This window comes from Streptomyces dysideae (genome assembly GCF_001514305.1).
GTDB classification, from domain to species: Bacteria; Actinomycetota; Actinomycetes; order Streptomycetales; family Streptomycetaceae; genus Streptomyces; species Streptomyces dysideae.
Genome location: NZ_KQ949076.1, coordinates 320,323 through 345,915, shown reverse-complemented (window position 1 = coordinate 345,915; position 25,593 = coordinate 320,323). Strand labels below are relative to the sequence as shown.

At 71.1% G+C, this 25,593-nt stretch carries 23 protein-coding genes and 1 pseudogene; 18 read left to right on the top strand and 6 right to left on the bottom strand.

All coding sequences use genetic code 11. The features are described 5' to 3' along the window. Positions 1-45: 45 nt before the first annotated feature. From hrcA to AQJ91_RS04850, 4 genes are all read left to right on the top strand, one after another. The gene (gene hrcA, locus AQJ91_RS04865) at positions 46-1,062 is read left to right on the top strand and encodes a heat-inducible transcriptional repressor HrcA (RefSeq protein ID WP_067016705.1); all 1,017 of its coding nucleotides are present in this window, start codon (positions 46-48) and stop codon (positions 1,060-1,062) included. Next, complete coding sequence (gene dnaJ / locus AQJ91_RS04860) at positions 1,063-2,199, top strand: molecular chaperone DnaJ (protein ID WP_067016702.1); 1,137 nt, start codon at positions 1,063-1,065, stop codon at positions 2,197-2,199. 213 nt (positions 2,200-2,412) lie between these two features. Continuing rightward, positions 2,413-3,498, top strand: a complete 1,086-nt coding sequence (locus AQJ91_RS04855; RefSeq protein ID WP_067016700.1) for a nitronate monooxygenase — start codon at positions 2,413-2,415, stop codon at positions 3,496-3,498. Continuing rightward, a complete protein-coding gene (locus tag AQJ91_RS04850) occupies positions 3,495-4,244 on the top strand; it encodes a 16S rRNA (uracil(1498)-N(3))-methyltransferase (protein ID WP_067016698.1) in 750 nt (249 codons plus the stop codon). The genes AQJ91_RS04855 and AQJ91_RS04850 overlap by 4 nt, the downstream gene beginning before the upstream one ends. Before the next feature lie 308 nt (positions 4,245-4,552). Here AQJ91_RS04850 and AQJ91_RS04845 read toward each other — a convergent pair whose 3' ends face one another. Further along, positions 4,553-4,903, bottom strand: coding sequence for a hypothetical protein (locus AQJ91_RS04845; RefSeq protein ID WP_107122342.1), 351 nt, complete (start codon positions 4,901-4,903; stop codon positions 4,553-4,555). A gap of 313 nt (positions 4,904-5,216) precedes the next feature. Here AQJ91_RS04845 and AQJ91_RS04840 point away from each other — a divergent pair, with 313 nt between their 5' ends. The 5 genes from AQJ91_RS04840 to AQJ91_RS04820 all read left to right on the top strand — a co-directional run bounded on the left by AQJ91_RS04840 (position 5,217) and on the right by AQJ91_RS04820 (position 11,608). Further along, on the top strand, positions 5,217-5,774 hold the full coding sequence (locus tag AQJ91_RS04840) for a hypothetical protein (RefSeq protein WP_067016696.1): 558 nt from the start codon (positions 5,217-5,219) through the stop codon (positions 5,772-5,774). Between the two features lie 45 nt (positions 5,775-5,819). After that, a complete protein-coding gene (locus tag AQJ91_RS04835) occupies positions 5,820-9,032 on the top strand; it encodes a S41 family peptidase (RefSeq protein WP_079084673.1) in 3,213 nt (1,070 codons plus the stop codon). Between the two features lie 279 nt (positions 9,033-9,311). Beyond that, positions 9,312-9,665, top strand: a complete 354-nt coding sequence (locus AQJ91_RS04830; RefSeq protein WP_067016692.1) for a histidine triad nucleotide-binding protein — start codon at positions 9,312-9,314, stop codon at positions 9,663-9,665. A 21-nt stretch (positions 9,666-9,686) separates the two neighbouring features. Then, complete coding sequence (locus AQJ91_RS04825; protein ID WP_067016690.1) at positions 9,687-10,595, top strand: ribonuclease Z; 909 nt, start codon at positions 9,687-9,689, stop codon at positions 10,593-10,595. A gap of 20 nt (positions 10,596-10,615) precedes the next feature. Then, a complete protein-coding gene (locus AQJ91_RS04820; protein ID WP_067016688.1) occupies positions 10,616-11,608 on the top strand; it encodes an adenosine deaminase in 993 nt (330 codons plus the stop codon). A gap of 480 nt (positions 11,609-12,088) precedes the next feature. Here the strand turns inward: AQJ91_RS04820 and AQJ91_RS04815 are convergent, their stop codons facing one another. Further along, positions 12,089-12,871, bottom strand: coding sequence for an IclR family transcriptional regulator (locus AQJ91_RS04815; RefSeq protein ID WP_067016686.1), 783 nt, complete (start codon positions 12,869-12,871; stop codon positions 12,089-12,091). Positions 12,872-12,976: 105 nt separating this feature from the next. Between AQJ91_RS04815 and AQJ91_RS04810 the strand changes: the two genes are divergently transcribed. From AQJ91_RS04810 to AQJ91_RS04775, 8 genes are all read left to right on the top strand, one after another. Next, entirely contained in the window at positions 12,977-14,266 is a 1,290-nt protein-coding gene (locus AQJ91_RS04810) for a glucarate dehydratase family protein (RefSeq protein WP_067016684.1), read from the top strand. A 120-nt stretch (positions 14,267-14,386) separates the two neighbouring features. Continuing rightward, positions 14,387-15,526 carry a carbohydrate kinase family protein gene (locus tag AQJ91_RS04805; protein ID WP_067017210.1) on the top strand — a complete coding sequence of 380 codons (1,140 nt, stop codon included), beginning with the start codon at positions 14,387-14,389 and terminating at the stop codon, positions 15,524-15,526. A 169-nt stretch (positions 15,527-15,695) separates the two neighbouring features. Then, positions 15,696-16,769, top strand: coding sequence for a PhoH family protein (locus AQJ91_RS04800; RefSeq protein WP_067016682.1), 1,074 nt, complete (start codon positions 15,696-15,698; stop codon positions 16,767-16,769). A 29-nt stretch (positions 16,770-16,798) separates the two neighbouring features. After that, entirely contained in the window at positions 16,799-17,296 is a 498-nt protein-coding gene (ybeY, locus tag AQJ91_RS04795) for an rRNA maturation RNase YbeY (protein ID WP_067016680.1), read from the top strand. Then, positions 17,293-18,603, top strand: a complete 1,311-nt coding sequence (locus AQJ91_RS04790) for a hemolysin family protein (protein ID WP_067016678.1) — start codon at positions 17,293-17,295, stop codon at positions 18,601-18,603. Before ybeY ends, AQJ91_RS04790 begins: the two co-directional genes overlap by 4 nt. Then, positions 18,600-18,959 carry an MmcQ/YjbR family DNA-binding protein gene (locus tag AQJ91_RS04785; RefSeq protein ID WP_067016676.1) on the top strand — a complete coding sequence of 120 codons (360 nt, stop codon included), beginning with the start codon at positions 18,600-18,602 and terminating at the stop codon, positions 18,957-18,959. The genes AQJ91_RS04790 and AQJ91_RS04785 overlap by 4 nt, the downstream gene beginning before the upstream one ends. A gap of 22 nt (positions 18,960-18,981) precedes the next feature. Beyond that, positions 18,982-19,335 (top strand): cytidine deaminase, encoded by a 354-nt coding sequence (locus tag AQJ91_RS04780; protein WP_067017209.1) that lies wholly within the window; start codon positions 18,982-18,984, stop codon positions 19,333-19,335. A gap of 291 nt (positions 19,336-19,626) precedes the next feature. Further along, positions 19,627-20,103: a hypothetical protein gene (locus tag AQJ91_RS04775; RefSeq protein WP_067016674.1), complete on the top strand. Its 477-nt coding sequence runs from the start codon at positions 19,627-19,629 to the stop codon at positions 20,101-20,103. Between the two features lie 39 nt (positions 20,104-20,142). On the opposite strand, the gene AQJ91_RS04770 is transcribed toward AQJ91_RS04775, so the two are convergent. Then, complete coding sequence (locus AQJ91_RS04770; RefSeq protein WP_067016672.1) at positions 20,143-20,481, bottom strand: P-II family nitrogen regulator; 339 nt, start codon at positions 20,479-20,481, stop codon at positions 20,143-20,145. Beyond that, positions 20,478-21,559, bottom strand: a pseudogene (locus AQJ91_RS04765) (ammonium transporter); the annotation flags it as partial. The gene AQJ91_RS04770 and the pseudogene AQJ91_RS04765, both read right to left, overlap by 4 nt. A gap of 216 nt (positions 21,560-21,775) precedes the next feature. On the opposite strand from AQJ91_RS04765, the gene era reads away from it, so the two are divergent. Further along, complete coding sequence (gene era / locus AQJ91_RS04760; RefSeq protein WP_199847845.1) at positions 21,776-22,735, top strand: GTPase Era; 960 nt, start codon at positions 21,776-21,778, stop codon at positions 22,733-22,735. Positions 22,736-23,017: 282 nt separating this feature from the next. Here the strand turns inward: era and AQJ91_RS04755 are convergent, their stop codons facing one another. Both AQJ91_RS04755 and AQJ91_RS04750 read right to left on the bottom strand, forming a co-directional pair. After that, entirely contained in the window at positions 23,018-24,280 is a 1,263-nt protein-coding gene (locus AQJ91_RS04755; RefSeq protein ID WP_067016670.1) for an MFS transporter, read from the bottom strand. After that, positions 24,277-25,593, bottom strand: a complete 1,317-nt coding sequence (locus AQJ91_RS04750) for a GH1 family beta-glucosidase (RefSeq protein ID WP_079084671.1) — start codon at positions 25,591-25,593, stop codon at positions 24,277-24,279. Before AQJ91_RS04750 ends, AQJ91_RS04755 begins: the two co-directional genes overlap by 4 nt.

Genomic DNA, 25,593 nt, shown 5'->3' with positions numbered 1-25,593 from the left:
GAGTGCCAGGCAAGCGCAAGGGGACGACTACTGGAGGTGAGCGCGATGCTGAGTGAGCGACGGCTCCAGGTCCTGCGCGCCATCGTCCAGGACTATGTCGGCACCGAGGAGCCGGTGGGGTCGAAGGCCCTCACCGAGCGGCACAACCTCGGCGTCTCCCCGGCCACGGTCCGCAACGACATGGCCGCCCTGGAGGACGAGGGGTTCATCGCCCAGCCGCACACCAGCGCAGGTCGCATCCCCACCGACAAGGGCTACCGGCTGTTCGTGGACAAGCTGGCCGGCGTCAAGCCGATGACCGCGCCGGAGCGGCGTGCCATCCAGAACTTCCTCGAAGGCGCCGTCGATCTCGACGACGTGGTGGCGCGGACGGTTCGGCTGCTTGCCCAGCTCACGCGGCAGGTCGCCGTCGTGCAGTATCCGTCGCTCACCCGGTCCACCGTCCGGCATGTCGAGCTGCTGTCACTCGCGCCGGCGCGCGTGATGCTCGTACTGATCACGGACACCGGGCGGGTCGAGCAGCGGATGATCGACTGTCCGGCGCCGTTCGGCGAAACGTCTCTCGCCGATCTGCGGGCCCGGCTCAACAGCCGGATCACGGGCCGGCGCTTCACCGATGTGCCGAGGCTCGTCGAGGACCTCCACGAAGCCTTCGACCTCGAGGACCGCGGCACCGTCGCGGCCGTGCTCTCCACCCTGCTGGAGACACTCGTCGAGGAGAACGAGGAGCGGCTGATGATCGGCGGCACCGCCAATCTGACCCGCTTCGGACATGACTTCCCCCTCACCATCCGGCCCGTCCTGGAGGCCCTCGAGGAGCAGGTCGTGCTCCTCAAGCTCCTTGGCGAGGCGGGGGATTCGGGCATGACCGTGCGCATCGGGCACGAGAACGCCTATGAGGGACTCAACTCCACTTCCGTGGTGTCGGTCGGCTACGGTTCGGGCGGCGAGGCAGTCGCCAAGCTCGGCGTGGTCGGACCGACCCGCATGGATTACCCGGGAACGATGGGAGCGGTACGCGCAGTGGCACGGTACGTCGGACAGATCCTGGCGGAGTCGTAAGTGGCCACCGACTATTACGCCGTTCTCGGCGTGCGCCGCGACGCGTCGCAGGAAGAGATCAAGAAGGCCTTCCGGCGGCTCGCACGCGAGCTGCACCCGGACGTCAACCCGGATCCGAAGACCCAGGAGCGGTTCAAGGAGATCAACGCCGCTTACGAGGTGCTGTCGGACCCGCAGAAGAAGCAGGTCTACGACCTCGGCGGCGACCCCCTCTCGCAGGCGGGCGGCGCGGGCGCGGGCGGCTTCGGCGCGGGCGGCTTCGGGAACTTCTCGGACATCATGGACGCGTTCTTCGGTACGGCGTCGCAGCGCGGGCCGCGCTCGCGCACCCGCCGGGGCCAGGACGCGATGATCCGGCTGGAGATCGAGCTCGACGAGGCGGCCTTCGGCACGACGAAGGACATCCAGGTCGACACGGCCGTCGTCTGCAACACCTGCAACGGTGAGGGCGCGGCTCCGGGGACCTCCGCTCAGACGTGTGACATGTGCCGCGGTCGCGGTGAGGTGTCGCAGGTGACGCGGTCCTTCCTGGGGCAGGTCATGACGTCCCGGCCCTGTCCGCAGTGTCAGGGCTTCGGAACCGTGGTCCCGACGCCGTGCCCCGAGTGCGCGGGCGACGGACGGGTCCGGTCCCGCCGTACCCTCACCGTCAAGATCCCCGCTGGTGTCGACAACGGCACCCGCATCCAGCTCGCCGGCGAGGGCGAGGTCGGGCCCGGTGGCGGTCCGGCCGGTGACCTGTACGTCGAGATCCACGAGCTGCCGCACGCGATGTTCCAGCGGCGCGGCGACGACCTGCACTGCACGGTCACGATCCCGATGACGGCGGCGTCCCTCGGCACCAAGGTCCCGTTGGAGACCCTCGACGGCCTGGAGGAGGTCGACATCCGCCCGGGCACCCAGTCCGGTCAGTCGATCCCGCTGCACGGCCGTGGCGTCACGCATCTGCGGGGCGGCGGACGAGGCGACCTCATCGTCCACGTCGAGGTGCAGACCCCGACGAAGCTGGACCCGGAGCAGGAGAGGTTGCTGCGCGAGCTGGCCAAGCTGCGGGGTGAGGAAAGGCCTCAGGGTCAGTTTCAGCCCGGGCAGCAGGGGCTTTTCTCGCGGCTGAAGGATGCTTTCAATGGGCGTTGATGCGCGCTGTGGTGACTGCTGGGGGTCCGGGGGTCGGTCCCCGGGTGGGTACGGCCAGCTCGGGCAGCAGGGGCTTTTCTCGCGGCTGAAGGACGCCTTCAACGGTCGCTGATATCGGGCGTTGGCGGTCGCTGAAATTCGGCGCCGCTGGTGGCGTATGCCTGCCGGAAGGCCGGATTCGGACTTGTTCGGAGGACGTGACAACATGCCGTCATGTCCTCCGCGCTGACCGATCTCTTCCCCCATCCGATCGTGCAGGCTCCCATGGCGGGCGGCGTCTCCGTGCCGCAGCTCGCCGCCGCCGTGTCCGAGGCCGGGGGGCTCGGATTCCTCGCCGCCGGGTACAAGACAGCCGACGGCATGTACCAGGAGATCAAGCAGCTGCGGGGACTCACCAGCCGTCCCTTCGGCGTGAACCTGTTCATGCCGCAGCCGGAGTACGCCGACGCGGCAGCGGTCGATGTCTACGCCCATCAGCTGGCCGGCGAGGCCGCCTGGTACGAGACCGAGCTCGGCGACCCGGACAGCGGCCGGGACGACGGCTACGACGCCAAGCTCGCCGTTCTGCTCGACAACCCGGTACCGGTGGTCTCCTTCCACTTCGGCGTGCCGAACCCGGACGTCCTGGACTCCCTCCGCCGTGCCGGAACCTTCACCCTGGTCACGGCGACCACCGCCGACGAGGCCCTCGCCGTGCAGCGGGCCGGCGCCGACGCGGTGATCGCGCAGGGCGTGGAAGCCGGCGGCCACCAGGGCACCCACCGGGACAACCCGGAGACCGACGGCACCGGCATCGGGCTGCTGTCGCTGGTCGCCCAGGTCCGGGAGACCGTGAGCATCCCGATCGTCGCCGCCGGCGGCATCATGCGCGGCAGCCAGATCGCCGCCGTGATCGCCGCGGGCGCCTGCGCGGCCCAGCTGGGCACCGCCTTCCTCGCCACGTCCGAGTCCGGCGCCAACGCCCTGCACAAGCAGGCGCTGACCAACCCCCTGTTCGTGCGCACGGAGTTGACCCGCGCGTTCTCCGGCCGCCCGGCCCGTGGCCTGGTCAACCGCTTCCTGCGCGAGCACGGCCCCTACGCGCCCGCCGCCTACCCCGAGGTCCACCACCTCACCTCGCCCCTGCGCAAGAAGGCCGCCGCGTCCGGTGACGCGCAGGGCATGGCGCTGTGGTCGGGACAGGGCCACCGGATGGCGCGCGAACTGGCCGCCGGGCAGCTGGTGGAGGTGCTGGCCGCCGAACTCGACGCGGCGACGACGGCGTTGTCGGCGTTTCCCAAGGGCGGTGCGGGCCGATGACGGCACCGGTGTTCGTGGTCGAGGACTTCGCGGCGGGGGCGGGCGGCCGGTTCGTCCTCGACGGTCCCGAAGGGCGGCACGCGGTCTCCGTCAAGCGGCTGCGGGTCGGGGAGAGCGTCGTCCTCACGGACGGTGCCGGCCGCTGGGCCGAGGGCGAGGTGGCCGACACGGAGGGCAAGGACCGGCTGGTCGTGCGGCTGCACGAGGTGCGCGAGGAACCGGCGGAGTCCCCTCGCATCACCGTCGTCCAGGCCCTCCCCAAGGGCGACCGCGGTGAACTGGCCGTCGAGACGATGACCGAGACCGGCGTCGACGCGATCGTGCCGTGGGCCGCGGCCCGCTGCATCACCCAGTGGAAGGGCGACCGGGGCCTGAAGGCGCTCGCCAAATGGCGGGCCACCGCCCGCGAGGCCGGCAAGCAGTCCCGCCGGGTCCGCTTCCCCGAGGTCGCCGACGCGGCGACCACCAAGCAGGTCGCGGCACTTCTCGCCAAGGCCGACTTCGCCGCCGTACTGCACGAGGACCGCGACTACGGCAGCGAGCCGCTGGCCACCGCCGAACTCCCCACCGAGGGCGAGATCGTCCTGGTCGTCGGCCCTGAAGGGGGCGTGTCCCCAGAGGAGTTGGCGGCCTTCGAGGAGGCCGGCGCGAAGGCGTATCGCCTCGGCCGCACGGTCCTGCGCACCTCCACCGCCGGAACGGCCGCGACGGCACTGCTCCTGGGCCGCACCGGACGGTGGTCCTGACTAGGGGGTGTTTCGAAAGTCCCGCACAGCGCCCACGGCGCCCGGCACGCTCCCCCACTGCCTTAAGGGCGTGGGAGGTGCCCCCACTCGCCGCACCGGCCAAAAGCCCAAGTACGTCCAGTACGAGGGCTTTCGTCCGGCACGCCGAGAGCACGCACCGGACACCGCGGGCACCGCACAGGACATTCGAAACACCCCCTAGTGCCTGTCCGGCGGATCATGCCGCAGACGCGGGGTCTGGCACGCCCATCTGCCGCGTTGTCGTCGGTCGCCGCCACGTTCCTGCGACCTGATCCGCCGGACAGGCCCTAACCCGCGCGGTCGAGGACGGCGTCGAACAAATCCCAGCCGTCCAGCTCCGCGGTCCCCGGCAGGAGTCCGCGGGCCGTCGCCTCGTCGAGGAGACCGCGTACCACACCGGGCTCGCGCAGGTTGAGCAGCTTGCCGGGGCCGGTCGACACGCAGCCGATGTACGAGTAGCCGCCGGAGACGGCGCCGCGCTCGCCCTGCCGGAAGACGATCCGGGTGCGCACACCGTCGAGATACAGGTTCAGCACGTCGCGGGGCACGTCATCGTCCTGGCGCTTGTGCCGGACGCTCCACCTGTATGTGGTCCGCTCGTCCACGACGAGCCTGCGCAGCCTGCGGTCGTTACCCATGCGGGCACCCTAGGCAGCCGGACACCCCTTCGTCCCCGGGTTTTTCGCCGGGATCAGCCGGACGTTCTCGCGGCGGACCGCGAAGGACTCCTGGATCTTGGCGGCGCGGGCGGTCCCGCGGCGGGGTCGGCCACGGCGTCCTGAACGGCGTCGTCCGAGGTGCGCCGCGCGGGCACCACGGCAGGGATCCGCGAGGTCGTCAACGGGCATCCGAGAAGGGGCTGTTGGGTGACACCCGAGGGTGACGTGTGAGAGTAACGAGTGGCCGTATGCCCTCTACCGCGGCGGCGAGGACAGTGGCAGGGTGCCCTCCATGGGGGCATTGATGCGCTTTTGGGGTCGCCGGGATCACTGGATTCGCCCGCGCGGAGTGCGGGTGGCGGGTGCGGCCGGGCTCGTGGTGGCCGCCGTCGGCGGTGCCGTCGCCTGTGAGCCGGGCAGTCTGAGCACGGCGTCGGTGGCGTTCACGACCGACCAGGCCGTGACGAAGGAACTGGAGCGGCAGAAGGCCGACGTGCAGTGGCTGACCTGCACCGCCTCCTACGGCAATCGCGCGACACCCTCGGCGACCGAGAACAGCGTCGCCGACGTCGACTGCGAGGGCGAGACCACCGACGGCAAGGACATCACCGTCACCGGAAGGATCACGCGTGCCGTGAACGGCAAGTGCGTGCGCGGGGACCTCACCGCCAGGATCGACGGCAAGGAGTGGTTCCACGTGGAGGGGCTCGGCGACTGCGACGGCACCCCGTCGCCGGTCAACCCGCCGGCCAGTAACGGCGGTCAGCAACCCGGCCCGACCGTCACGGTCACCGTCACCAGGACCGTGTACTGCAAGGAGGAACCGCAGTGCTGGCCCGAGGGGAAGTGATCCAAACGCCTGTCCACGGACGGTCGCCCTGCGTAGGGTGATCGGGTGACACAGCCTGCGACGACGCCGTTTCCCTCGTATGTCCGGTATCCGCATCTGCACGGCGGGATGGTCGCCTTCACCGCCGAGGACGATGTGTGGATCGCCCCACTCGACGGCGGACGGGCCTGGCGGGTCAGCGCCGACAACGTGCCGGTCACCCTGCCCCGCATCGCACCCGACGGCACGACGGTCGCCTGGACCTCCACCCGCGACGGCGCCCCCGAGGTGCACATCGCGCCGGTCGACGGCGGTCCCGCCAAGCGCCTGACGCACTGGGGCAGTTGGCAGACCCGGGTACGCGGCTGGACCCCCGAGGGCCAGGTCCTCGCGATCACCAGCCACGGCCAGGCCACCCTGCGCCGCACCTGGGCACACGCCGTCCCACTCGACGGCGGCCCGGCCACGACCCTGCCGTACGGCCCCGTAGGCGACGTCGTCCACGGCCCGCACACCGTGCTGCTGTCCGCGCCGATGAGCATGGAGGCGGCGCGGTGGAAGCGCTACCGGGGCGGTACGGCGGGGAAGCTGTGGATCGACCCGGCCGGCGAGGGTGATTTCGTACGGCTGCATGAGGAGCTGGACGGCAACATCGAGTACCCCATGTGGGTCGGGGCGAGGATCGCGTTCCTCTCCGACCACGAGGGCGTCGGCGCCGTCTACTCCTCGCTCGCCGACGGGTCGGATCTACGGCGGCACAGTCCCGTCGACGGGTATTACGCCCGGCACGCCTCCAGCGACGGCAGCCGGGTCGTCTACGTCTCCGCCGGTGAACTGTGGCTGCTGGACGACCTCGACGGGGCCGAGCCGCGCCGCCTCGACATCCGGCTCGGCGGGCAGCGCACCGACCGGCAGCCGTTCCCGGTGAACGCCGGCCGCTGGTTCGGGTCGGCGTCCCCCGACCACACCGCGCGCGGCAGCGCGGTCTCCGTCCGAGGCGCCGTCCACTGGGTCACCCACCGCGCCGGCCCCACCCGCGCGCTCGCCGCCGAACCCGGCGTACGGGCCCGGCGGCCGCGTACCTTCCGCGCCGAGGGCGAGGACTGGGTGGTGTGGGTGACGGACGCCGAGGGTGACGACGCCCTGGAGTTCGCGCCCACCACCGGACTGGCCCCGGGCGCCACCCCGCGCCGGCTGGCCGCCGGGCAGCTGGGCCGGGTCCTCGACCTCGCCATGGCGCCGGACGGCAGCCGGGCCGCGGTCGCCGCGCACGACGGGCGGGTGCTGCTCGTCGAGCGCGAGACCGGCGAGGTGCGCGAACTCGACCGCAGCGAGGACGGCGACGTGTCCGGCCTGGTCTTCTCGCCCGACTCGGCCTGGCTCGCCTGGTCGCACCCCGGCCCCGAACCCCTGAGCCAGCTGAAGCTCGCCAACACCACCGACCTGTCGGTCACCGAGGCGACACCGCTGCGCTTCCAGGACTACGCGCCCGCCTTCACCCAGGACGGCAAACACCTGGCGTTCCTGTCCACGCGTGCCTTCGACCCGGTCTACGACGAGCACGCCTTCGACCTGGCGTTCGTGGAGGGCTCCCGCCCGCACCTGATCACCCTCGCGGCCACCACCCCGTCCCCCTTCGGACCGCAGCGGCACGGCCGCCCCTTCGACGCGCCGGACAAGGACGAGACCCCCGACAGCGAGGGCACCCCGACGACCCGCATAGACCTCGAAGGGCTCGCCGACCGGATCGTGCCGTTCCCGGTGGAGGCGGCGCGGTACAGCAACCTGCGGGCCGCGAAGGACGGCGTGCTGTGGCTACGCCACCCTGTGCGGGGGGCGCTCGGTGCCTCCCGGGCCACGCCGGACGACCCCGACCCGAAGACCGAGCTGGAGCGCTACGACCTCGTCCAGCAGCGCGTCGAGCATCTCGCAGCCGACGCCGACCACTTCGAGGTCAGCGGCGACGGCAAGCGGGTGCTGCTGTGGACCGACAGCAAGCTGAAGGTCGTACCGAGCGACCGGCGCGCGTCGAGCGACGACGACAGTGACTCGAACATCACCGTGGATCTGGGACGCGTACGGCAGACCGTCGATCCGGCGGCCGAGTGGCGGCAGATGTACGAGGAGACCGGCCGCATCATGCGGGACCAGTACTGGCGGCCGGACATGAACGGCGTCGACTGGGACGGCGTACTCGACCGCTACCGGCCGCTGCTGGACCGGATCGCCACCCACGACGACCTGGTGGACCTGCTGTACGAGGTGCAGGGCGAGCTGGGCACCTCGCACGCGTACGTCGCGCCCCGCGGGGGATACGGCAGCGGTGCCCGGCAGGGACTGATGGGCGCCGACATCTCCCGCCATACGGACGGCAGTTGGCGCATCGACCGGATCCTGCCGTCGGAGACGTCCGACCCGAACGCCCGGGCTCCGCTGGCGGCGCCCGGGGTCGCGGTGCGGGCCGGGGACGCGATCGTCGCGGTGGGCGGGGTGCCGGTGGACTCGGTGACCGGGCCCGGGCCGCTGCTGGTCGGCACGGCGGGGAAGGCGACGGAGCTGACGATCTCGCCGTCCGGGGGAGGGGAGTTGCGGCACGCGGTCGTGGTGCCGATCGCGGACGAGGAGCCGTTGCGGTACCACGCGTGGGTGGCCGACCGGCGGGCGTACGTCCATGCGCAGTCCGGTGGCCGGCTGGGTTATCTGCATGTGCCGGACATGCAGGCGCCCGGGTGGGCGCAGATCCACCGTGACCTACGGGTGGAGGTGGCGCGGGACGGGCTGGTCGTCGACGTCCGTGAGAACCGTGGCGGGCACACCTCCCAGCTCGTCATCGAGAAGCTGGCCCGGCGGATCGTCGGGTGGTGCGTGCCGCGCGGCATGCGGCCGTTCAGCTATCCGGAGGCCGCGCCTCGGGGGCCTGTCGTCGCCGTCGCGAACGAGTTCTCCGGGTCCGACGGGGACATCGTCAACGCGGCGATCAAGGCGCTGGGGATCGGGCCGGTGGTCGGTACGCGGACGTGGGGTGGCGTGATCGGTATCGACAACCGGTACCGGCTGGTCGACGGCACGCGGATCACTCAGCCCAAGTACGCGATCTGGCTCGAGGGTTACGACTGGGGTGTGGAGAACCACGGCGTGGATCCGGATGTGGAGGTGCTGCAGCGGCCGCAGGACTATGCGGCGGGGCGGGACGCGCAGCTGGACGAGGCGATCCGGATCGCGCTGGCGGGGTTGGAGGAGCGGGGGGCGAAGGTGGCGCCGGGGTTGCCGGAGCTGTGAGTCCTGCGCGGGTGCGTGGGGGTGCGCGTCCCTGGGGGCTCCGCCCCCGGACCAGGGCCGCATAGCTGGTGCCCCGGCAGGCAACGTTCGCCCGTCAAGGAGCGGCGTCCGGTGCGTGCTCTCGGCGTGCCGGGTACAAGCCCTCGTACTGGACGTACTTGGGTTTGTGCCCGGTGCGGCGAGTGGGGGAGCGTGCCGGGCGTCGCGACGGGGCGAATGTCGCCTGTTGGGGCACTAGCATGCCCTCGTACGGATCATCCGGCGTGAGGAGGCACACGCATGGCAGGGGAGCCGCAGGACGACTGTCTGTTCTGCAGGATCGTCGCGGGGCACGTCCCGGCGACGATCGTGCGGGAGACCGAGACGACCATCGCGTTCCGGGACATCAACCCCCAGGCACCGACCCACGTCCTGGTGATCCCCAAGGCGCACTACCCGACCGTCGCCGAACTCGCCACCGCCGACCCCGCCCTCACCGCGGACATCCTGCGCGAGACCGAGGCGGTCGCCGACGAGGACAAGCTCGAGAGCTATCGGATCGTCTTCAACACGGGGCCCGGCGCCGGCCAGACCGTCTTCCACGCCCACGCCCATGTCCTCGGCGGCCGCGGCATGCAGTGGCCCCCGGGGTAACTCCGAAGGACGTAAGTCTCCGTGTCCGTACGTGAATTGGTGGTCCTCGGCACCGCCAGCCAGGTCCCCACCCGGCACCGCAACCACAACGGCTACCTGCTCAGGTGGGACGGGGAGGGCATCCTCTTCGACCCCGGTGAGGGCACGCAGCGGCAGATGGTGCGCGCAGGCGCCGCCGCGCACGACCTCGACCGGATCTGCGTCACGCATTTCCACGGAGACCACTCGCTGGGCCTCGCGGGAGTCATCCAGCGCATCAACCTCGACAAGGTGCCGCACGAGATCTCCGCCCACTACCCGCGTTCCGGCCAGCGCTTCTTCGACCGCCTCCGGTACGCCACCGCCTACCGCGAGACCGTCGAACTCACCCAGGCGCCGGTCGCCGGAGACGGCGGCGTCCTCGCCGTCACCGGCAGCTACACGCTGGAGGCCCGCAAGCTGTCCCACCCCGTCGAGTCGTACGGCTACCGGCTCGTCGAGCCCGACGGGCGCCGCATGCTGCCCGAACGGCTCGCCGCCCACGGCATCAAGGGCCCGGACATCGGGCGGATCCAGCGCGAGGGCGTTCTCGACGGCGTGTCCCTCGACGACGTCAGCGAGACCCGCAGGGGCCAGCGGTTCGCGTTCGTCATGGACACCCGGCTCTGCGACGGCGTGCACGCCCTCGCCGACGGCTGCGACATGCTCGTCATCGAGTCGACCTTCCTCGACGCGGACATCGAGCTCGCCGTCGAGCACGGGCACCTCACCGCCGGGCAGGCCGCCACCGTCGCGCGCGACGCCGGCGTACGGCATCTCGTGCTCACCCACTTCAGCCAGCGCTACTCCGAACCCGACGAGTTCGAGCGGCAGGCACGGGCCGCCGGGTTCGAGGGCGAGCTGACGGTGGCGCACGATCTGCTGCGGGTACCGGTTCCGAAACGGCGGTAGAACCCTCGTACCATGCTGCGATGTCCCTCCCCAAAGCAGAACTGCACCTCCACATCGAAGGCACCCTGGAGCCGGAACTCGCCTTCGAGCTCGCCACCCGCAACGGCGTCGAGCTGCCGTACGCCGACACCGAGGCGCTCCGCAAGGCGTACCGGTTCGAGGACCTGCAGTCCTTCCTGAACCTGTACTACGAGCTCATGGCCGTCCTGCGCACCGAGCGGGACTTCGAGGACCTCGCGAACGCCTACCTCGCCCGCGCCGCCGCCCAGGGCGTACGGCACGCGGAGATCTTCTTCGACCCGCAGGCGCACCTCGCGCGCGGCGTCGGCATGGGCACGGTCGTGGAGGGGCTGTGGCGCGCGCTGGGGAGCAGTGAGGACAACCACGGGGTCAGCACCCAGCTCATCCTCTGCTTCCTGCGCGACGAGTCCGCCGACTCGGCCATGGCGACCCTGGAGGCCGCCAAGCCCTACCTGGACCGCATCGTCGGCATCGGGCTCGACTCGGCCGAGGTCGGACATCCGCCGGTGAAGTTCCGCGAGGTGTACGAGGCCGCCGCCGCCCTCGGTCTGCGCCGGGTCGCGCACGCCGGTGAGGAGGGGCCGCCCGCGTACATCACCGAGGCCCTGGACGTCCTCGGCGTCGAGCGTATCGACCACGGGCTGCGCTGCATGGAGGACGAGGAGCTGGTGGCCCGTCTGGTCCGTGAGCGCATCCCGCTGACCCTGTGCCCGCTGTCCAACGTCCGGCTGCGTACCGTCGACGTCCTCGCCGACCACCCGCTGCCCGCCATGCTCGACGCCGGGCTGCTCTGCACGGTCAACTCCGACGACCCCGCCTACTTCGGCGGCTACGCCGGCGACAACTTCGACGCCGTAGGGCAGACCCTGGGGCTGAGCGAGGACCGGTTGCGTGAGCTGGCCTGCAACTCGTTCCTCGCGTCCTTCCTGGAGCACGACGAGGAGCGGCGGGCGCGGTATCTCGCCGAGGTGGAGGCGTACGAGTTCGGCTGACCGCCCGCTGCGGCTCCCGCCGCCTCGTAGGCCCGCCGGGCGGGCACGGCGGGGGCGTCCGCGTCCACCGGGATCGCCACGACCGGTATCGTGCGCCGACCGCCGGGCCGACCGCCGGGCCGACCGCCGGGCCGACCGCCGGGCCGACCGCCGGGCCGACCGCCGGGCCGACCGCCGGGCCGACCGCCGGGCCGACCGCCGGGCCGACCGCCGGGCCGACCGCCGGGCCGACCGCCGGGCCGACCGCCGGGCCGACCGCCGGGCCGGGGCCGACCGCCGGGCGGAGCGCCGGGCGGAGCGCCCGGCCGCCGGGCGGAGTGCCACGCGGCCGCCGGGCCGGCCGCCGGGCTGAGCGCCACGCGGCCGCCGGGCCGGCCGCCGGGCTGAGCGCCGCGCCGAGCGACCACGCTGAGCCGACGAGCACCGCCCAGCCTCGGCGGTGGCCCGCCTCAGGCCGGCCAGGCAGGTCCGTCGCGGACGCTAACGCCAGCTCACGGCCCCGCCCGCCGCAGGTGCCGTCGTCTCGATCTTCGTCCTGATCTCCCGCATCACCGCCACGATCCGCTCCTCGTGTGCCGGCGTCAGTCGGGTCACCGGTACCGAGCAGCTGATCGCGTCCTGTGCGGGATCGTCGTAGCGGAGCGCGAAGCCGAAGCCGATGATGCCGGGGACGCCCTCCTCGTGGTCGATCGAGTAGCCGCGTGCCCGGATCTCCGCCAGGTCTGCCGCCAGGGACTCCCGGGTGGTGTGGGAGTTGGGGGTGAGGGCCTCGTACGGGCCCTCGGGCAGGTCGGCGTCCGGGTGTTCGGCCAGGAGTGCCTTGCCCAGGGCGCCGACGTGGGCGGGGAGGCGCCGGCCCACCCGGCTGATCGTGCGCAGGTACTCGTGCGACTCGCGCGTCGCCAGATACGCCACGTCCCGGCCGTCCAGCCGGCCCAGGTGGATCGTCTCGCCCAGCGCCTCCGACGCCTCGTCGAGATACGGGCGTACGACCCGGACGCGAGGGTCGGAGTCGAGGTAGCTGGTGCCGGTGAGCAGGGCGTGGATGCCGATGCCGTAGAGGGAGCCGGTGACATCGGTGCGGACCCAGCCACGTGAGATCAGGGTCTGGAGCAGCGCGTACATGGAGCTGCGCGGCACGTCCAGCTCGTCGGCCAGCTCCTGAAGGCGTGCCGGGCGGTCGCCGCGCGCGGCGAGGAGCTCCAACAACTCGACCGTGCGGGCCGCGGACTTCACCTCGCGGACGCCCCCTGTCTCTGACATGTGCCGATCGTAAGCGCGGGTGACGGGCCATTGACGGTGGTGGTTCGCGTATCTAACCTTCATCCTCATACATGGATGACGTCTGCATGTGGAGATGGCCGCCCTGTGAACCTCACCATCGCTGACATACAGCTGACCCCGATCCTCGTCGCCGACCCGCCGCTGCTGAACACCCAGGGCGTGCACCAGCCGTACACCCCCCGCCTGATCGTGGAGGTCGTCACGGCGGACGGGATCACCGGCGTCGGGGAGACGTACGGCGACACCAAGTACCTGGAGCTGGCCCGGCCCTTCTCGGAGCGGCTGAAGGGACGTCAGGTCAGCGACCTGAACGGGCTGTTCAGTCTCGCGGACGAGGTGGCCGTCGACGACTCCCGGGTCTCCGGGCAGGTCGACGTCGGCGGGCTGCGCGGTGTCCAGACCGCCGACAAGCTGCGGCTGTCCGTCGTCTCCGGGTTCGAGGTCGCCTGCCTCGACGCCCTCGGCAAGGCGCTCGGCCTGCCCGTGCACGCGCTGCTCGGCGGCAAGCTGCGGGACGCCGTGGAGTACAGCGCGTACCTCTTCTACAAGTGGGCCGACCATCCCGAGGGCCTGGCGGCCGAGAAGGACGACTGGGGTGCCGCCGTCGACCCGGCCGGGATCGTCGAGCAGGCCCGGAAGTTCACCGAGCGGTACGGCTTCACCTCCTTCAAGCTCAAGGGTGGCGTCTTCCCGCCGGACGAGGAGATCGCGGCCGTACGGGCACTGGCGGCGGCCTTCCCCGGGCATCCACTGCGACTGGACCCCAACGGGGCCTGGAGCGTGGCCACTTCGCTGAAGGTCGCCAACGAACTCGGGGACGTTCTCGAGTACCTGGAGGACCCGGCGCTCGGTACGCCCGCCATGGCCGAGGTCGCCGCCGGCACCGACGTGCCGCTCGCCACCAACATGTGTGTGACGACCTTCGCCGAGATCGAGGAGGCGTTCACGCGCGACGCCGTCCAGGTCGTCCTCTCCGACCACCACTACTGGGGAGGGCTGCGCAACACCCAGCAGCTCGCCGCGATCTGCCGGACGTTCGGCGTCGGGGTGTCCATGCACTCCAACACCCACCTGGGGATCTCACTGGCCGCCATGACCCACGTGGCGGCCACTGTCCCCAACCTCCACCACGCCTGCGACTCGCACTACCCGTGGCAGTCGGAGGACGTGCTGACGAAGCGGCTGACGTTCGACGGCGGCAAGGTCACCGTCCCGGACGCGCCCGGCCTGGGCGTCGAACTCGACCGGGACCGGCTGCGGTTCCTCCACCGGCGCTGGCTGGACGACGACGGTTCGCTGCGCGAGCGGGACGACGCGGCGGCCATGCGCGTCGCCGAACCGGACTGGGTCACACCGACGGTGCCTCGCTGGTAGGCGCCTTGGGCAACGGCGCCTTGACGGGCGGCTGCGACGCGATCAGCGCCCGTTGTCAGTGGTGTGGTGCAGACTGGCCCAATCCGCACCACGTCAGGGAGCGCCATCGTGACCGCGTCCATCGCGTCCACCGCGTCCACCGGAAAGAGACCGTCGTCCGTCGCAGGGGTACCGCACGGCCGGGCCCAGGTCGACCCCCTGGCCGCCCTGCGCGCGCCCGGAGAACCGCCCTGGGACGTCTACCTCACGGGCACCGTCTTCCTCGACATCATCTTCACCGGGCTCGACTCCGCCCCGGTGCGCGGGACCGAGTCCTGGGCCCGCGGCATGGGGGCGAGCCCCGGTGGCGCCGCGAACATGGCGACCGCGCTGGCCCGCCTCGGCCTCAGGACGTCCCTCGCCGCGGCCTTCGGCGACGACCACTACGGCGACTACTGCTGGGACACCCTGGAACAGGGCGAGGGCATCGACCTCACCCCGTCCCGCACGGTCCCCGGCTGGCACTCCCCGGTCACCGTCTCCATGGCGTACGAGGGCGAGCGCACGATGGTCTCCCACGGCCACGAGCCGCCCCCGGAGGAGCCGGCCCCCGACTGCCCGCCCCGCGCGCGTGCCGCCATCGCCTCCCTCACCCCCGGAAAGCGCGCCCCCTGGATCGCCCAGGCCGCGAGCAAGGGCGCCCGCATCTTCGGCGACGTCGGCTGGGACGACACCGGCGCCTGGGACCTGGCGGGCCTGGCCGACCTGGAGTACTGCGAGGCCTTCCTGCCGAACGCCGAGGAGGCGATGCGCTACACCGGCTCCGACTGCCCCCGCGCCGCCGCCCACGCCCTCACCGACCACGTACCGCTCGCCGTGGTCACCCTCGGTGCGGAGGGTGCGTACGCCGTGGACCGGCGGACCGGCGAGACGGCCGAGGTGCCCGCGATCGAGGTCGAGGCCCTCGACCCGACCGGCGCCGGGGACGTCTTCGTGGCCGGTTTCGTCACCGGCACCCTGGCCGACTGGCCCCTCGCCGACCGTCTCGCCTTCGCGGGCCTGACCGCCGCCCTCTCCGTCCAGGAGTTCGGCGGCTCCCTGTCGGCGCCCGGCTGGTCCGAGATCGGGGCGTGGTGGCGCAAGGTGCAGTCACTGCAGCGGCAGGACCAGGCCGCGCTGCGGCGGTACGCGTTCCTGGCGGGCCTGGTGCCCGAGGAGCAGGCGGGACAGTGGCCGCGGCTGCGGGCGGTGCCGACGATCGGGTTCCGGCGGTCGGCCTGACAGGTCCGGCGGTCGCCTGACAGGGAGTGTCCGCCAGGGCGTGCCCGGGAAGGCGTGCCGAAAAGGCCTACGGCGTTGTCAGTCCCCCGGCGTACCCTGGAAATCGCCAGGCCGCCCATGTGGCGGGCGCGTCGTATCGAGGAGGACGAGCAAGGCTACGAGCCGGCCCATGACTCAGACACCCACAGCTCACACACCCGCGCAGGGGCAGGCGAGAGCACAGTTCACCGTCCCCGCCCAGCACCCGATGGTGACCGTGCTGGGGTCCGGCGACTCCCTGCTGCGCGTGATCGAGAAGGCCTTCCCGGCGGCCGACATCCATGTCCGGGGCAATGAGGTCAGCGCGGTCGGCGATGCCGCCGAAGTCGGCCTCATCCAGCGCCTGTTCGACGAGATGATGCTGGTGCTCCGCACCGGACAGCCGATGACGGAGGACGCAGTGGAACGCTCGATCGCCATGCTCAGAGCGAGTGAGAACGGCGAGGGCGACGGCCAGGAAACCCCTGCCGAGGTCCTCACCCAGAACATCCTCTCCTCGCGCGGCCGCACGATCCGCCCCAAGACCCTCAACCAGAAGCGGTACGTCGACGCGATCGACAAGCACACGATCGTCTTCGGTATCGGCCCCGCCGGTACCGGCAAGACCTATCTCGCCATGGCGAAGGCGGTGCAGGCCCTGCAGTCCAAGCAGGTCAACCGCATCATCCTGACCCGGCCCGCGGTGGAGGCGGGAGAGCGGCTGGGCTTCCTGCCCGGCACGCTCTACGAGAAGATCGACCCCTACCTGCGCCCGCTGTACGACGCGCTGCACGACATGCTCGACCCGGACTCGATCCCGAGGCTGATGGCGGCCGGGACGATCGAGGTCGCACCCCTCGCATACATGCGAGGACGGACCTTGAATGATGCTTTTATCATCCTGGACGAGGCCCAGAACACCAGCCCCGAGCAGATGAAGATGTTCCTCACCCGTCTCGGCTTCGACTCGAAGATCGTGATCACCGGTGACGTGACGCAGGTCGACCTGCCGAACGGCACCAAGTCCGGTCTGCGGCAGGTGCAGGAGATCCTCGAGGGCCTCGACGACGTCCACTTCTCCCGGCTGTCGTCCCACGATGTCGTACGGCACAAGCTCGTCGGCCGTATCGTCGACGCGTACGAGGTGTACGACAGCCAGCACGGCACCGAGAACGGCACCCACAAGGGCGGCCGGGGCAAGGGCGCCGGGCACAAGGGGCTGTAACAATTTAAAGCGGGAGACCCAGCACAACCATGTCGATCGACGTCAACAACGAATCCGGAACCGAGGTCGACGAGCAGGCGATCCTCGACATCGCCCGCTACGCACTCGCGCGGATGCGCATCCACCCGCTCTCCGAGCTCTCGGTGATCGTCGTGGACGCCGACGCCATGGAGCAGCTGCACATCCAGTGGATGGACCTGCCGGGGCCCACGGACGTCATGTCCTTCCCGATGGACGAGCTCCGTCCGCCGTCGAAGGGCGACGACGAGCCCCCGCAGGGCCTCCTCGGTGACATCGTGCTCTGCCCCGAGGTCGCCGCCAAGCAGGGCACCGAGGCGCCCACGCAGCACTCCATGGACGAGGAGCTCCAGCTGCTCACCGTCCATGGCGTGCTGCACCTGCTCGGGTACGACCACGAGGAGCCCGACGAGAAGGCCGAGATGTTCGGTCTGCAGGCCGCCATCGTGGACGGCTGGCGCGCGGAGAAGGGCCTGACCGGCCCGTCCCCGGCCCCGACCGTGTCATGAGCCTCCCCCTCGTCTCCGGCGCGATCGCCCTGGTCGTCGTCGCCTGGCTCGCCGCCTGCGCGGAGGCGGGCCTGGCGCGCGTCTCCAGCTTCCGCGCCGAGGAAGCCGTACGTTCCGGGCGGCGCGGCAGTGCCAAGCTCGCGCAGGTCGCCGCCGATCCGACGCGCTATCTGAACGTGGCGCTGCTGGTCCGCGTCGTCTGCGAGATGGCCGCCGCCTCGCTGGTCACGTACGCCTGCCTGCAGGAGTTCGACGGCACCGCCGAGGCGCTGCTGGTGGCGATCGCCGTCATGGTCCTCGTGTCGTACGTCGCCGTCGGGGTCTCCCCGCGCACCATCGGCCGCCAGCACCCGCTGAACACGGCCACGGCAGCGGCGTACGTGCTGGTACCGCTGGCCAGGATCATGGGCCCGATCCCACCCCTGCTGATCCTCATCGGCAACGCGCTGACCCCCGGCAAGGGCTTCCGCCGGGGCCCGTTCGCCTCCGAGGCGGAGCTGCGCGCGCTGGTCGACCTAGCCGAGAAGGAGTCGCTCATCGAGGACGAGGAGCGCCGCATGGTGCACTCGGTCTTCGAGCTGGGCGACACGCTCGTCCGGGAGGTCATGGTCCCGCGGACCGACCTGGTCGTCATCGAGCGCTACAAGACGATCCGCCAGGCGCTCACCCTCGCCCTGCGCTCCGGGTTCTCCCGCATCCCGGTCACCGGGGAGAGCGAGGACGACATCGTCGGGATCGTGTATCTGAAGGACCTGGTCCGCAAGACGCACATCAGCCGGGACGCGGAGAGCGAACTGGTGTCCACGGCCATGCGGCCCGCCGCCTTCGTCCCGGACACCAAGAACGCCGGCGATCTACTGCGCGAGATGCAGCAGGAGCGCAACCACGTCGCCGTCGTCATCGACGAGTACGGCGGCACCGCGGGCATCGTCACCATCGAGGACATCCTCGAGGAGATCGTCGGCGAGATCACCGACGAGTACGACCGCGAACTGCCGCCCGTGGAGGAACTGGGCGACGACCGCTACCGCGTCACCGCCCGCCTCGACATCACCGACCTCGGTGAGCTGTACGGCCTCGACGAGTACGACGACGAGGACGTGGAGACCGTGGGCGGGCTGCTGGCCAAGGCGCTGGGGCGGGTTCCCATCGCCGGGGCGTCGTCCATGGTCGGCCTCCCGGACGGGCGGGAGCTGCGGCTGACGGCGGAGGCGGCGGCCGGGCGCCGGAACAAGATCGTGACCGTACTGGTGGAGCCGTTGGGCCCGGTGGATCCGGTGGCCGAGGAGGAGGCGAAGGCGGAGTGACCCCGCAGGATCTGCGCGCGTTCTGTCTGTCCTTCAACGCGGTGGTGGAGGACTTCCCGTTCAACCCGGAGACCTCCGTCTTCAAGGTCCAGGGCAAGCTGTTCGCCCTGACGAACCTGGACGCGCGGCCCCTCACGGTCAACCTGAAGTGCGGCCCGGAGGACGCGATCCGGCTGCGCGGCGAGCACCCGGGCCTGATCGTCCCCGGCTGGCACATGAACAAGCGTCACTGGAACACGGTCACCGTCGACGGCGAACTCCCGGACGGTCTGGTCCGGGAGCTGGTCGAGGACTCCTACGACCTGGTCGTCGCCGGCCTGCCGCGTGCGGACCGGCTCCGCCTCGACCGTCCCTGAGGCCGCTACGTATCCTCAGGTCATGAGCGACAGCAGCGCGATTGACCCCGAGGACCGCAAGATCGTCACCCTGGCCCGTTCCGCGCGGGCCCGCAACGGTGTGCCCGAGGGGGCGGCCGTACGGGACGAGACCGGGCGTACGTATGTTGCCGGGACCGTGGATCTGGACTCTCTGAAGCTGAGTGCGCTGCGGACCGCGGTGGCCATGGCGGTGGCTTCCGGGGCGAAGTCGTTGGAGGCGGCGGCGGTGGTTACCGAGGCGGACGCGGTTTCTGGCGAGGACTTGGCTGCCGTGCGGGATCTGGGTGGGGTGGGGGCGTCGGTGCTGGTGGCCGGGGTTGACGGTGTCGTGCGGCTGACTGTTGCCGCTGGCTGAGGTCTCCCTGGGCTCCGCCCCCAGACCCCCGGCCTGTGCCCACCCGCCGCCCGTTTACTGTCGGGAGAGGGGTGGGCCGACTTGGTTGGCAAGACGCGGCCGGAAAACACCCTTGCCGTCCTCCGTCCCTCGCGTATCAATGGAACCGGTAGTTCCGACGGGTCGTCAGATTCACCCCCCACGCACTCCCCACGGCAGCGTCCCGCACCACGCTCGCCCGGCGGTCCGTCGATGCATCTCCCGTCCATCCCCGCATGGCAATTCCCCCACATGGGAAGGGAACCGGATCCGATGAGAGGCACACGCACAAGTACAGGTGCGGCACTGGCGGTGGGGGCCCTCGCGGTCGCCGGGCTGGCGTTCGCGCCGGCCGCTTTCGCCGTCGCCCCGGGCGCCGCGACGATCAACGCCGACTGCGGCAGCTTCGGCGGCGGTGAGGCCACGCTCACCGCGACGCAGAACGGCACCGCCGCCACGATCACCGTCAACTCCTCCGCGATCACCGCGCCGATCGCGCTGTCGGAGGACTCGATCTCGTCGACGCTCACCCTGGTGAAGGCGGGCGGCGGCACCACCGCCTTCACCGGCACGGAGAACCCGGCGATGGCCGCCGGTGACGCCGTGACCGTCGGTCCGCTCGCCGGGACCGTCGCCTCCGGGGACAGCCTGGAGGCATTCGGGGGCTCGCTGCAGATGACCGTGTTCGGCATCACCATCACGTGCACGGCGACCGAGCCGCAGTCGCCGGGCCCGTTCGTGTTCGACTGAGCCCCACCAGGGCTGTGAGGGGCGCGGTCCCGGTGTCGCCTACAGCGCGTCGGGGCCGCGCTCGCCCGTCCGTACCCGTACGACCGTGTCGACCGGCAGCGCCCACACCTTGCCGTCGCCGATCTTGCCGGTGTGCGCGGCCTTCACGATCGCGTCGATGACGTCGTCCGAGTCGGCGTCCTCGACGACGACCTCGATCCGGACCTTGGGGACGAGGTCGACCTGGTACTCGGCGCCGCGGTACACCTCGGTGTGGCCGCGCTGCCGGCCGTAGCCGCTGGCCTCGGTCACGGTCAGGCCGTGGACGCCGATCTCCTGGAGTGCCGTCTTGACCTCGTCGAGGCGGTACGGCTTGACGATCGCGGTGATGAGCTTCATGCCTGGCTTTTGACCTTCTGTTCTGTCTGGGCGGAGGGGACGACGGACGCGGTGACCGGGGCGCCGTGGCCCAGGACGCCGTGATCGTATGCGGTCTCGGCGTGCACCGTAAGGTCCAGGCCGGTGTGCTCCTGCTCCTCGGCCGCGCGGAAGCCCATCGCCTTGTCGATCAGCTTGCCGATGCCGTACGTGACGGTGAAGGCGTACGCCGCCACGGCCACGACCGCCACCAGCTGCTTGCCGAGCTGGGCGAGGCCGCCGCCGTGGAGGAGGCCCTCGGTGCCGCCGGTCATCGGCTCGACCGCGAAGACGCCGATCAGCAGGATGATGCCGCCGACCAGGTGAACGCAGACGACGTCCAGGGGGTCGTCGTAGTTGAACTTCCAGCCGACGGCGTACGAGCAGACGGCACCGGTGGTGAGGCCGACGATCAGGGCGCCGAGCAGGGAGACCGAGCCGCAGGACGGGGTGATGGCTACCAGGCCCGCGACCGCCCCGGACGCGACGCCGAGGGCGGTGGGGTGGCCGGCGCGGCTCTGCTCCACGAAGAGTCGGCCCAGGAGGCCCGTGCAGCCTGCGGCCAGGGTGTTGAGGAAGGCCGCCGCGGCCAGGCCGTGGGCGCCGAGGGCCGAGCCCGCGTTGAAGCCGAACCAGCCGAACCAGAGCAGGCCGGCGCCGAGCATCACCATGGGGAGGTTGTGCGGGCGCATCGCGTCCTTCCTGAACCCCAGCTGCGGGCCGAGGACCAGGGCGAGGGCGGGACCGGAGGCGCGGAGGTGATCTCGACGGGGAGGCCGCCGGCGAAGTCGAGGGCGCCGAGGTGGGTGAGGATCCAGCCGCCGGGGCCCCAGGTCCAGTGGGCGACGGGAGCGTATACGAGGAGTGCCCATACGGGGACGAAGACCAGCCAGGCCCCGAACTTCGCCCGGTCGGCGATCACGCCGCTGATCAGCGCGGCCGTGATGATCGCGAAGGTGAGCTGGAAGGTCGCGAAGCGCAGGGTGGGGACCGTGCCCTGGACGCTTTCCGGGCCGAGGCCGCTCATGCCGGCGTGTTCGAGGCCGCCGATGAGGCCGGTGATGAGCTTCCTGTCGATCGCCCTGGTCACCGTGGTGTGGCATCAGCATTGAGGACGCTCTTCGTGCGGACCATGCCGCCGTAGAACGCCGGCCGCCGGCTACTCCCTCGCCTTCGGCGACGACATGGGCACGGTGGCCAGGGTGGCCAGGGTGGTCACGGATGGACGGATGGACGGATGGACGGATGTGCGGCGGGGCTCTGTGGATCAGGGAGAATGGGCGCCATGAGCGTTCGCAGCCAGTCATCCGAGCCGTCGGCGGCCACCCACCGCGCGGGCTTCGCCTGCTTCGTGGGCCGTCCCAACGCGGGCAAGTCCACCCTTACGAACGCTCTGGTCGGCCAGAAGGTGGCGATCACCGCGAACCAGCCGCAGACGACCCGGCACACGGTGCGGGGGATCGTGCACCGGCCGGACGCGCAGCTGATCCTTGTCGACACCCCTGGGCTGCACAAGCCGCGCACGCTGCTGGGGCAGCGCCTGAACGACGTCGTGCGTACGACGTGGGCCGAGGTCGATGTGATCGGCTTCTGTCTGCCCGCGAACGAGAAGCTCGGTCCCGGTGACCGGTTCATCGCGAAGGAACTGGCGTCCATCAAGAAGACGCCGAAGATCGCGATCGTCACGAAGACCGACCTCGTCGACGGTAAGACGCTTGCCGAGCAGCTCATCGCGATCGATCAGCTCGGCAAGGAGCTGGGGTTCGAGTGGGCGGAGATCGTGCCCGTCTCGGCGGTCGGTGACAAGCAGGTCGACCTGCTGGCCGACCTTCTCGTCCCGCTGCTGCCGGCGGGGCCGGCGCTCTACCCGGAGGGTGACCTCACCGACGAGCCCGAGCAGGTCATGATCGCGGAATTGATCCGGGAGGCCGCGCTCGAGGGTGTGCGCGACGAGCTGCCGCACTCCATCGCGGTCGTGGTGGAGGAGATGCTGCCCCGCGAAGACCGGCCCGCCGACAAGCCGCTCCTCGACATCCACGCGTTCGTCTACATCGAGCGGCCCAGTCAGAAGGGCATCATCATCGGGCCCAAGGGCAAGCGGTTGAAGGAGGTCGGGATCAAGTCGCGTAAGCAGATCGAGGCGTTGCTCGGTACGCCGGTGTTCCTGGACCTGCATGTGAAGGTGGCGAAGGACTGGCAGCGGGACCCCAGGCAGCTGCGCAAGCTGGGCTTCTGAGCCGCGGCCAGGGGCTCCGCCCTTTTGCCCCCACTCCGGGGCTCCGCCCCTGGACCCCCGGCCTATGCCCACCCACCACCCGTTTACTGTCGGGAGAGGGGTGGACGACTCGGACGGGGCCTCGCCCCTCTCACCGCCGCCCTGCATCTCTCAGCCCGTCCGGCGTTCGAGGACAAGGCCCCTTCAGGGCCGGAGCGGGGTCTGGGGCGGCAGCCCCAGTGGGGTCGAAGGGGCAGCGCCCCTGGGGATGGGACGGGTAGGGGCGGCGGGGGCGCAAAGCCCTCAGTCAACCCCCCGAATCCGCCCCACCAACCCCGCCCCCACCAACCCGATCACCGCCGCCACCACATACAGCACCCGGTACCCGCCGAGATACGTCACCACCGGCGCGGCCAGAGCAGGCGCAGCCACCTGTGGCAAGGCGTTCGCCACGTTGATGACGCCCAGGTCCTTCCCCCGGTCCAGTGCCTTCGGCAGTACGTCCGTCATCAGTGCGAAGTCGACGGACGTGAAGACCCCGAACCCCACGCCCAGCACCGCCGCCGCGACGACCGCCCCGGGCCATGTCTGCCAGACGGCCAACGCCCCCGTCGCCCCCGCCATCAGCACGCCCGACCAGATCACGAACGGCTTGCGGCGGCCCACCCGGTCCGACCAGACGCCGGCGACCACGACGGTCGCCAGCAGCGTCACCCCGTTCACCGCCGTCAGGATCAGCACGCCCTCGTCGGGATCGGCGTAGTGGAGGCGGTCCCGGAGGTAGTAGAGGAGATACAGCAGCACCAGCGCGTTGCTGAGGTTGATCAGGAAGCGGGTCAGCCAGGCCCAGCCCAGGTCGGGATACCGGCGCGGGCTCAGCCAGAAGCCGGCCGCGAAGCCCCGCCAGGACCACGCCGGGCGGTCCGCCGGTGCCAGACGAAGGTCCGTGTGGCGCAGGGCGTACGGCAGCACCCCGACCACCGTGAACACCGCGCACGCCGCATACCCGGCACCCACCCCGCCCGCCACCGTCGCGAGCCCCGTCCCGCCGACCACCCCGAGGATCTGCGCCGCCCCCAACCAGCCGCCCACGGAACCCCGTTGGAGCCGCGGCACCTGATCCGGCACCGCCGCCGTGACCGCCGCGAACGCCGCGTTCAGCGTCAGCTGGACCAGGCACCAGCCCAGCACCATCGTCCACAGCCCGCCCGCGCCTCCGAGCAGCAGCAACGACAGCGCACCGCCCGCCGCCCCGGCCACGATCCACGGCGTCCGGCGGCCCCGGCGCGCTGTCGTACGGTCCGACAGCGCGCCGAACACCGGGTTCGCGACCAGCGACACCACGGCGCCCACCCCGGTCACCCACGCCAGCAGCGTCTCCTTGGACATGCCGGTGCCGGGCGCGAAGTTCTCGGCCTGTGAGGCGAGCAGGATCTGCAGGGGGCCGTACCAGCCCACCCAGATCGCCCCGTTGGCGAGGGAGAGGGACGCCGTCCAGCCTCGGCCTACCCGTTCGACGGGCTCAGCGAGAGCCGAAACGACGGTGACGTTGTCGTCATCCGTCATCCCTGGGCCCGGAGCACGTCCCGCAGCCAGCCGTACGACGCCTTCGGAGTCCTCTCCAGCGTCTCGAAGTCCACGTGCACCAGGCCGAACCGGCGTGCGTACCCCTCCGCCCACTCGAAGTTGTCGAGCAGCGACCAGACGAAGTAGCCGCGTACGTCCACGCCCGCCTCCACCGCCCGGTGCAGGGCGCGGATGTGGCCGTCCAGGTAGGCGATCCGGTCCTGGTCGTCGATCCCCTCGTACGAGCAGCCGTTCTCGGTGATGACGACCGGCGGGAGGCGGTCGCCGTAGCGGTCGCGGAAGGTGGTGAGCAGTTCCGTCAGGCCCTCGGGGACCACCGGCCAGCCGAAGTCCGTCACCGGGACGCCCTCGATCTGCCTTACGGAGAAGGGGAGTTCGGCGGGGATCGTCAGTCCGCCGAACTCGATGTCCGCGCCCTCGGGGGCGCCCACGCGGGTCGGCGCGTAGTAGTTGATGCCGTACCAGTCCAGGGGTTCCGCGATGATCTTCAGGTCGGAGTCGACATCGCCTGGCATCAACTCGCCTATGCCCTCCGGGTATTCGCCCAGCAGCAGCGGGTCCGCGAACAGGCGGTTCAGCAGGACGTCGTAGAAGCCCGCCGCCTCCAGGTCCGCCGGTTCCTGGGAGGCCGGCCAGGTCGGGCCGTGTGAGTTGGCGATGCCGATGTCCGTCGCGCCGGCCGCGCGCAGGGCCCGTACGGCCAGGCCGTGGGCCAGGAGCTGGTGGTGGGCGACCGGCAGCGCGTCGAACATCAGCTGTTTCCCGGGTGCGTGCGCGCCCAGGGCATGGCCGAACAGGGTGTGTTCGGCGGGCTCGTTGAGGGTGATCCACTTCTTCACTCGGTCGCCGAGGCGCTCGGCCACCGTCGACGCGTACTCCGCGAAGCGTGATGCCGTGTCGCGGTCCAGCCAGTCGAGGTCCAGCGGCAGGTCCCAGTGGAAGAGGGTGGGGACCGGGCGTATGCCCGCCGCGCACAGCTCGTCCACCAGACGGTCGTAGAAGTCCAGGCCGCCTTCCGCACGCACCCTCGGCCAGGAGACCGAGAAGCGGTACGCGGTCACGCCCAGGCCGGACAGGAGGGCGACGTCCTCGGGGTAGCGGTGGTAGTGGTCGCAGGCCACCGCGGCCGTGGAGCCGTCCTTCACCCGGCCCGGCTCGGCTGTGAAGGCGTCCCAGACGGAGGGCTCGCGTTCGTCCACGGCCCCTTCGATCTGATGGGCCGAGGTGGACACGCCCCACAGGAAGCCGGCCGGGAACTGAGGTATCGGGTTCGTCGCCATGCGCGGGATCAT

What these genes read in the sequence shown, in the direction of transcription:
- hrcA (WP_067016705.1), top strand. Translation starts at nt 46, where the DNA reads ATGCTGAGTGAGCGACGGCTCCAGGTCCTGCGCGCCATCGTCCAGGAC.
- AQJ91_RS04855 (WP_067016700.1), top strand. Translation starts at nt 2,413, where the DNA reads ATGTCCTCCGCGCTGACCGATCTCTTCCCCCATCCGATCGTGCAGGCT.
- AQJ91_RS04850 (WP_067016698.1), top strand. Translation starts at nt 3,495, where the DNA reads ATGACGGCACCGGTGTTCGTGGTCGAGGACTTCGCGGCGGGGGCGGGC.
- AQJ91_RS04845 (WP_107122342.1), bottom strand. Translation starts at nt 4,903, where the DNA reads ATGGGTAACGACCGCAGGCTGCGCAGGCTCGTCGTGGACGAGCGGACC.
- AQJ91_RS04840 (WP_067016696.1), top strand. Translation starts at nt 5,217, where the DNA reads ATGGGGGCATTGATGCGCTTTTGGGGTCGCCGGGATCACTGGATTCGC.
- AQJ91_RS04830 (WP_067016692.1), top strand. Translation starts at nt 9,312, where the DNA reads ATGGCAGGGGAGCCGCAGGACGACTGTCTGTTCTGCAGGATCGTCGCG.
- AQJ91_RS04820 (WP_067016688.1), top strand. Translation starts at nt 10,616, where the DNA reads ATGTCCCTCCCCAAAGCAGAACTGCACCTCCACATCGAAGGCACCCTG.
- AQJ91_RS04815 (WP_067016686.1), bottom strand. Translation starts at nt 12,871, where the DNA reads ATGTCAGAGACAGGGGGCGTCCGCGAGGTGAAGTCCGCGGCCCGCACG.
- AQJ91_RS04800 (WP_067016682.1), top strand. Translation starts at nt 15,696, where the DNA reads ATGACTCAGACACCCACAGCTCACACACCCGCGCAGGGGCAGGCGAGA.
- ybeY (WP_067016680.1), top strand. Translation starts at nt 16,799, where the DNA reads ATGTCGATCGACGTCAACAACGAATCCGGAACCGAGGTCGACGAGCAG.
- AQJ91_RS04790 (WP_067016678.1), top strand. Translation starts at nt 17,293, where the DNA reads ATGAGCCTCCCCCTCGTCTCCGGCGCGATCGCCCTGGTCGTCGTCGCC.
- AQJ91_RS04780 (WP_067017209.1), top strand. Translation starts at nt 18,982, where the DNA reads ATGAGCGACAGCAGCGCGATTGACCCCGAGGACCGCAAGATCGTCACC.
- AQJ91_RS04775 (WP_067016674.1), top strand. Translation starts at nt 19,627, where the DNA reads ATGAGAGGCACACGCACAAGTACAGGTGCGGCACTGGCGGTGGGGGCC.
- AQJ91_RS04770 (WP_067016672.1), bottom strand. Translation starts at nt 20,481, where the DNA reads ATGAAGCTCATCACCGCGATCGTCAAGCCGTACCGCCTCGACGAGGTC.
- era (WP_199847845.1), top strand. Translation starts at nt 21,776, where the DNA reads ATGGGCGCCATGAGCGTTCGCAGCCAGTCATCCGAGCCGTCGGCGGCC.
- AQJ91_RS04755 (WP_067016670.1), bottom strand. Translation starts at nt 24,280, where the DNA reads ATGACGGATGACGACAACGTCACCGTCGTTTCGGCTCTCGCTGAGCCC.
- AQJ91_RS04750 (WP_079084671.1), bottom strand. Translation starts at nt 25,593, where the DNA reads ATGATCCCGCGCATGGCGACGAACCCGATACCTCAGTTCCCGGCCGGC.